Annotated in this window: 9 protein-coding genes; all 9 read left to right on the top strand. The window is 46.3% G+C overall.

What is annotated here, in order from left to right:
• A complete protein-coding gene (locus ACFIJJ_RS06970) occupies nt 1–423 on the top strand; it encodes a gp436 family protein (RefSeq protein ID WP_375612327.1) in 423 nt (140 codons plus the stop codon).
• A gap of 1 nt (nt 424) precedes the next feature.
• Nucleotides 425–919 (top strand): phage virion morphogenesis protein, encoded by a 495-nt coding sequence (locus ACFIJJ_RS06975; RefSeq protein ID WP_375646438.1) that lies wholly within the window; start codon nt 425–427, stop codon nt 917–919.
• Nucleotides 916–1437, top strand: coding sequence for a hypothetical protein (locus ACFIJJ_RS06980; RefSeq protein ID WP_375646440.1), 522 nt, complete (start codon nt 916–918; stop codon nt 1435–1437). Before ACFIJJ_RS06975 ends, ACFIJJ_RS06980 begins: the two co-directional genes overlap by 4 nt.
• The gene (locus ACFIJJ_RS06985) at nt 1434–2027 is read left to right on the top strand and encodes a baseplate assembly protein (RefSeq protein WP_375646441.1); all 594 of its coding nucleotides are present in this window, start codon (nt 1434–1436) and stop codon (nt 2025–2027) included. Before ACFIJJ_RS06980 ends, ACFIJJ_RS06985 begins: the two co-directional genes overlap by 4 nt.
• A 12-nt stretch (nt 2028–2039) precedes the next feature.
• Nucleotides 2040–2240 carry a hypothetical protein gene (locus ACFIJJ_RS06990; RefSeq protein ID WP_375646446.1) on the top strand — a complete coding sequence of 67 codons (201 nt, stop codon included), beginning with the start codon at nt 2040–2042 and terminating at the stop codon, nt 2238–2240.
• 3 nt (nt 2241–2243) lie between these two features.
• Complete coding sequence (locus ACFIJJ_RS06995; RefSeq protein ID WP_375613760.1) at nt 2244–2624, top strand: GPW/gp25 family protein; 381 nt, start codon at nt 2244–2246, stop codon at nt 2622–2624.
• Nucleotides 2617–3483: a baseplate J/gp47 family protein gene (locus tag ACFIJJ_RS07000; protein ID WP_375646442.1), complete on the top strand. Its 867-nt coding sequence runs from the start codon at nt 2617–2619 to the stop codon at nt 3481–3483. Before ACFIJJ_RS06995 ends, ACFIJJ_RS07000 begins: the two co-directional genes overlap by 8 nt.
• On the top strand, nt 3483–4589 hold the full coding sequence (locus ACFIJJ_RS07005) for a phage tail protein (RefSeq protein WP_375646444.1): 1107 nt from the start codon (nt 3483–3485) through the stop codon (nt 4587–4589). Before ACFIJJ_RS07000 ends, ACFIJJ_RS07005 begins: the two co-directional genes overlap by 1 nt.
• Before the next feature lies 1 nt (nt 4590).
• The coding region (locus ACFIJJ_RS07010; protein WP_375646445.1) for a DUF4815 domain-containing protein at nt 4591–6545 on the top strand (1955 nt) is incomplete at its 3' end.

The raw sequence follows: 6545 nt of genomic DNA on the forward strand, positions 1-6545 counted from the left end.
ATGGCTTATGCAAGCAAAACATTGATTGAAGAGCTCTGGGGTGATGACTTCTTGGATGACTTATGCGGGATGGATGAGAATTCTGATCCAGTTTTTTCAGAGCAAGCCATTGCCCGCGCGCTCGAACAGGCAAGTGGTGAGATTGATGTGCATTTGTCTCATCGCTACTCAATCCCCATTGCTGGACAGCCAGCGGCTCTGGGTATGATCTGTGTCAATATTGCTGTTTATAATTTAGCCATACGCCATACGGCACTGACCACGACTATTGAAGATCGTTACAAACAGGCGGTTGATTTGCTGAAACGTATTGCCGAAGGCAAAGCGGGTTTAGGCATAGATGAACCTAAAATTATGAGCGAAGATGGACCGGTTCGTGATGGGGCTTTTTTTCATGCCAAGCCGCGTTTGATGGGAAGATAACATGTCTGTTGCAACCCATATTGAGATTAAAGAGACAGGGCTTGAAGCGGCTTTATCCTTTTTGCAAAAGGGAGCTGATAGCTCGATGGGGACTTTGGCACAAGGGGTTGGGCGTCTCATCCAAGAAAGCACAAGGCGGCGGATTCAAAGTGAAAAAATGTCTGCTCAAGGAGAGAAGTGGAAAAACAATCATGCCCGCACCTCCATTCTTTATGCCAGTGGGGCGCTTTCACGCTCCATTGATATGAAAGCTTCACCAGAACAGGTGATTGTGGGCTCTGGGTTGGTTTATGCGCGGATTCATCAATTGGGTGGGGTTATTCGCCCGAAAAATGGCAAGACACTGCGCTTTTTTCTTAAAAGCGGCAATGCACACCGCTTTGTTTGTGTGCATCAAGTGACCATGCCCGCACGCCCTTATTTGGGGCTTTCAGAGCACAATAAAGTGGAAATTGTCAAAGCGACAGAAGACTGGCTGGAAAGGGTCTTTGCATGAGTCAAACGATTAAAAATGCTGGGCGCATTAATCAGTTTCGTGAAGCGGTGATAAGAAGCCTTAAAGGGGCTTTGCCGGATGTGCGTGATTGCGGCTGTCAATTTGGACGTTTTAACTTAGAAGAATTGGAAACACAGATGCTGGTGGCTCCAGCCGTGCGTGTTGCGGTGTTAGAAAGCCGTTTAATTTCTGTTGCTTCTGGACAGATGAGTGCGGATCTTCATTTAGGGGCTTTTATTATTACCACAGGTAAAGAGCGTGATGTTTCCAGTTGGCTTTTAGCAGAAGCCATTGCGGTGCTTTGTCATAGCGGGCAATTGTGGGGACTAACGCATTTGAGTGCCCCGCGTGAGGTGCAAATTGAACCGATTATCTCTGCGGCGATTAAGCAGCGTGGTGTATCGATAAGCGTGGTGGAATGGCACCAAGATTTGCATCAGTTGGGACATGATATTTTTTGTGATGAAGGACAACTCAAAAGTGGTTTGATTTCATGGGACAATGAGGTGGGGGCATGAATGACGCACATCTCTTAAGTGATACCTTTCGACAAATCATGAAGCGTCTTGATGCGCTTGAACGCTGTCTTGCCAACCAGCACATGATCGGGCGGGTTGTGCAAGTTGATGGCCATAGGGTGCGGGTGAAACTTTCCGAACAGGGTTCCAATGGACAAGCGGTTTTATCGCCTTGGCTACAAGCGCAAGAAGCTTCTGGCGCTCTCTCAAGCAATATGCCCCTCCATGTTGGTGATCCGGTGCGGTTGTTAAACCCCCATGGTGAGATTGGCTCTGCCTCTCTGGTGGTGCGCGATAGCTATAGTGAGGATGCGCCTAATCCCGCACGCTCTTGCCAAGAACTTGCTCTGTGTTATGCGGGTGGCGCTTTGCGGATGACAAAAGATGAGCTCATTCTCTCCCATGGGGAAAATCAAATTCATTTGAGTGCACAAGGTTTGGTGCTTTCTCATCAATCAACCCGTGTTGAATTAACGGGCAGTGTGCAGATTGAAGCAAAAGATTTACAGCATAATCAAAAATCTGTTGGCGCAAGCCACAAACACGGTGGGGTCAAAATGGGTCCCTCCACAACCTCTTCCCCTCTTTAAAGGAGTTTTATGATGCGTGAGAATACTTATGTTATTTTAACCAATGCCGATTTTGTTGCAGGTCAACGTTCACCGGGCAAGGGTGAGGAAATTTGTTTAAGTGAGGAAGCGGCTAAATATCCGTTGCTGCTTGGTCAGATCGCTGAAAAACCAGCACCTGTTGTTTCTGCGCCCCCAACTGTTTCTACCACAAAGACAACAAAGGGTGTTTAAAGCATGCGGTGCGGGATGAGCGAAAAGGATGGCTCTCTTTTATATGGCTTTGCACATTGCCAACAGTCACTTCGTAAATGTCTGACGACAAGAATTGGGACACGGGTTTTGCGTCGTCATTATGGATGTGATGTTGGAGCATTCCAAGATGCCAATGCTGATCCTGCGACGATGATGCAGCTTTATCAAGCAATTGTTGAAGCACTCGATGATCCAGAGTGTGGAGAGCCTGGGTTCTCGTTGCAGAGGATTGATCTGACAAAAGCAACGCGTGAAGGCACGTTCCATTTTGTTTTAACGGGTGTTTTTTATCCCAATGGGCATTTGGGAGATTGGTCACACCAAGAGCCAATGAGCATCAATTTAGAGGTTGGTGATGACTGAGTTTGAACCTTTATCCATTCTACAATTTCCTTGGCCACAAATTATTGAAGAGCTTTCTGTTGAAGCAATTTTAGAGCAAAAGATCACGCGTTTGACTGAGCTTTTTGCGGCGCATCATATTCCTTATAATGTGGAAAAGACGGCTTATGATCCCGTGGTCATTCAATTGCAAGCGGCGGCTTATGAAGAGTTGCTATTGCGCCAGCGAATTAATGAAGTGGCGCGGGATAATTTACTCACATTTGCCCGTGGAACAAGTTTAGATCATTTGGGGGATTTTCATGGGGTCACGCGCCTTTTGGATGAAGATGATGAGCGGTTTCGCCGCCGCATTCGCTTGAATAGACAAGGACATTCCACAGGGGGCACAGCGCCACGTTATCAATATTTTGCCCTCTCAAGCGATATCCATGTCAAAGATGCTTTTGTTTATCGTGAGGGTAAAAGTCCGCTTATTCATGTTGCGCTTTTTAGTGACACCCCTTCAGGGGTGGCTGATGAGGCTTTAATTGCAAAGGTGCAAGCAGCCCTTGATGCCCCCCATGTTAAAATGACCAATGACCACATCCTTGTGAAAAGCGCGGTACAGCGGATGATCAATGTTTCTGCTGATTTTTGGTTGTTACCGGATGAAGGCTCCTTTGTTTTGGAAAGAGCGGAGCAGAATTTAAGAGCAGAATGGGCGCGTGCATGGAGGCTTGGGCGTGATTTGTCTTTAAGTTGGATACTAAGCCGCTTGATGGTTGAGGGCGTTCACCATGTGAACATAACGCACCCTTGTGAGGATATTTTGGTCGCACCTGATGAAGCGGTCGCACTAGGGGATATTGTCTTGTCTGAACGGGGGCGTGCTTATTGATGCTTTCCTCACTTTTGCCCCCGAATTCTAGCTTGTTTGAACGTTGTTTTGCAGAAGCAATGGCTCTTGACCCTCACGTTAAAATGGCACTCGAAGAAATACCCCGCGCGAAATTTATTACGCGTCCGCCTTCTTGGTTGCCATTTTTAATAGACGAATATGGCTTACAAGAATTAAACCCTTATTTCTCTACCCTTTATGATTTAATTGATCAGGGTCTTGCATGGCAAAATATTCGCGGCTCCCTTGCGGCAATAGAGATAGGGCTTGAATGGCTAGGGATTTCGGCACGCTTTCAACCCGCCTGGACGGGGCGAGCATGGTGGAATTCCTTTCAACTTGATTTTGATCAGTTGCCTGAACGCAAAAGCCTTGAAGCCATTGAAGCGATTACCGACCTTTCCAAAAGTTTGCGCTCTGATTTTCGCCGTGGGACCTATGGTTATAATGTGCAAGCTGTTGAATGCAATATGTCACGCCTTGATGACAGCATGTTGGAGTATGAAAGCGGTGTTCGCTTAACAGCTGGGGGCACTTTGTTTTCCTTTGGACGCACAACAGAAATCAATCATACCCTCACAAAAGAAGAAGGCAGGCTTATTGGCAATTGGATAGATGATGGGGATGAAGAGTTAAGCTGGGAACAAATCGATTATCCTTGGGATTTGGCAAATTTTCCGTGGTGTTCGGTCAAAAAACATGAACGCGATATACTCATGACAGAGTGGTTTAGCAACCGTACGCTTTATCTCGTGTTAAGAGACAGCCAAAATAGCGTGATTGGGTATCGCCGATGCAACATTGTCCAGCCTGTAGAGCAGGTTTTAGAGGGTGTTTACAACCATTGTGGCAACAGATTTAACCCTTCTACAACAGGCACTCTGTTGTTTCTTGCAGCCCGCACAGATTTTGAAGATGTTGAGGACAAACAAGCCGCCGCTGTTTCCCTTCTCGTTCATGGCTGTCTTGCACAACAAACCCCTCTTGGCAAACTTTGGTTAGGGGCTGATGAGCTAAATGGCGGTGTAGAGATACTCAAAACGCCTATCAATATTCCTTTGCGTGCCGATGTTCGCGAACAATTCAAGATTTTATTGAGGTTTTAATATGAAGCATGAAAGTGGTTTACCCTTTGCAATTGACAGATCTCGCGGCAAAGAGGAACAACAAAGCGTTGTCTTTTATGGCACGCGTCCCTTTATTCAAAGTGGTGAATTGAATGAAGTTCAAACCATTATAAGGGGACGGCATGACCGATTGGGGCGCCTTGTGGCACAAGAAGGAGACCGCGTTGAACGGGCTGATGCTTTTGTCAACAAAGAGACAAGGACCGTCACTTTAACGGATGGCAAGATTTATATCGCAGGCGATATTTTCCCCGTTGCACCCGCTGTACTCAACAATGTTGCCATGATTGGGCGCTTGGAAATTGGTGTGAAGCTGCAAAAAAAATGGATAACACACGAAGATGATCCAGAGCTATTGGGACAAGTCTCTGGTACCTTAGCAGAAGGAGAGCCCGGAGCGGCACGCGAAACAGCAAAGCTTGTTTGGGCACTAAAAGAGGATGCGCAGAATGGCACTTTCTTTCCGGTTTATATCTTGCAAGATGGTGTTCTGATTGATCAAAAATCGCCCTCATTGCTTGAACCCGCCATGCAAGCTATTGCGACGTACGACCGCGCCCATGGACATTATATCGTGAGTGGCTGCCGTGTGAGCGCATTGGGAGCCAATAACGGTTGCCAAGTGTTTAGCATTCAAGAAGGAGAAGCCAATATCAATGGTTTCAAACGCAAACGCTTAGCGGCTTTGCGTCATGAAGAACTCGAGGACTTTTCGACAAGCGTTGTTCCAAGCGAAACGCATATTTTTGCGCCTTCAAAAGGGAAAACAAGTTTTACCTTTAAACCCTATTATTTTCCTATTGCTGATGTTCAGTCTCTTTTGTTGACAAAAGAAAAAACCGTTAACGTCACCCGTGGTGCTGTTGCCGCTGGGCGTGATGGGGTTCCTGATAAAAGCATCACCTCTTTTATCAAAATCGTTCAAGGAAGCAAGGAATTTAAAGAAGGCACAGATTTTAAAAAAACCGGAGACACCATTGATTGGGCACCGGTGGGAGACGAACCTTTAGCAGGGAGCAGCTATAAGGTGACTTACCGCTATCGCGCAAAAATCACCGCTGATAAAGTAACAGCGCAGGAAATCACTGTCTCAGGTGGGGCGCAAGGTGGTGATATTATCGTCAGTTACACTTACAAATTACCCCGCATTGACCGTATAGGTCTCAATACGGGGGGCAATGTGGTTTACATCAAAGGTATCTCAGTAGACCAACCCATGGCACCCAGTGTCCCTGATGATGTGTTGTCCCTTGCAACCATTACCAACAATTGGCTTGAAACGCCGGTTGTGGTCAATGATGGCACACGGGTTGCCCCCTATGATGAAATGTGGCGCTATTTTCAACGAGTGCTTTCGCTTGATCGATTGATGCAGTTAGAGCGCATTAAAAGCAATGTTGACTCTAAAGAACCTGTTGCCAAAAAGGGCATGTTTGCAGACCCTTTTCTTGATGATAGTTACAGAGATGAAGGCTTTCAACAAACAGGGGCTGTAGGCAACGGCATTTTACAGCTTGCCATTGACCCAACCTTTTACATCGCTAATCTTACAGCGCCTGTCACGCTTGACTGGACAAATGAAGTGATCATTGCGCAAGAGTTGACAACGGCTTGCGAAAAAATCAATCCTTATCAAAATTTTGCGACCTTACCTGGTACAGTAACCCTTGAACCCGCGACAGACTTCTGGCATGAACAACGCACAGATTGGCTTTCGGGTATCACCAATCAAATCATTATGGGAAAACATCGCGGCAGAACTATCCGTAACACAGAAGTGCGTGATGACTTGGTCAATGCACATCAAGAACAAACCGACTTTTTAAGACAAATTACCCTTCACTTTAAAATTGAAGGCTTTGGCAGTAGCGAAATCTTGGAAAGTCTTACCTTTGATGGTGTGAATGTTTTACCAAAGAGTCTCCTTATTGCCGA

This window comes from Bartonella sp. TT29SHDZB (assembly GCF_042193395.1).
Classification (GTDB): domain Bacteria; phylum Pseudomonadota; class Alphaproteobacteria; order Rhizobiales; family Rhizobiaceae; genus Bartonella.

Bases quoted from the DNA above. Each gene is read 5' to 3' on its own strand.
- ACFIJJ_RS07005 (WP_375646444.1), top strand. From the start codon at position 3,483: ATGCTTTCCTCACTTTTGCCCCCGAATTCTAGCTTGTTTGAACGTTGT.
- ACFIJJ_RS06980 (WP_375646440.1), top strand. From the start codon at position 916: ATGAGTCAAACGATTAAAAATGCTGGGCGCATTAATCAGTTTCGTGAA.
- ACFIJJ_RS06995 (WP_375613760.1), top strand. From the start codon at position 2,244: ATGCGGTGCGGGATGAGCGAAAAGGATGGCTCTCTTTTATATGGCTTT.
- ACFIJJ_RS06985 (WP_375646441.1), top strand. From the start codon at position 1,434: ATGAATGACGCACATCTCTTAAGTGATACCTTTCGACAAATCATGAAG.
- ACFIJJ_RS06990 (WP_375646446.1), top strand. From the start codon at position 2,040: ATGCGTGAGAATACTTATGTTATTTTAACCAATGCCGATTTTGTTGCA.
- ACFIJJ_RS06970 (WP_375612327.1), top strand. From the start codon at position 1: ATGGCTTATGCAAGCAAAACATTGATTGAAGAGCTCTGGGGTGATGAC.
- ACFIJJ_RS07000 (WP_375646442.1), top strand. From the start codon at position 2,617: ATGACTGAGTTTGAACCTTTATCCATTCTACAATTTCCTTGGCCACAA.
- ACFIJJ_RS06975 (WP_375646438.1), top strand. From the start codon at position 425: ATGTCTGTTGCAACCCATATTGAGATTAAAGAGACAGGGCTTGAAGCG.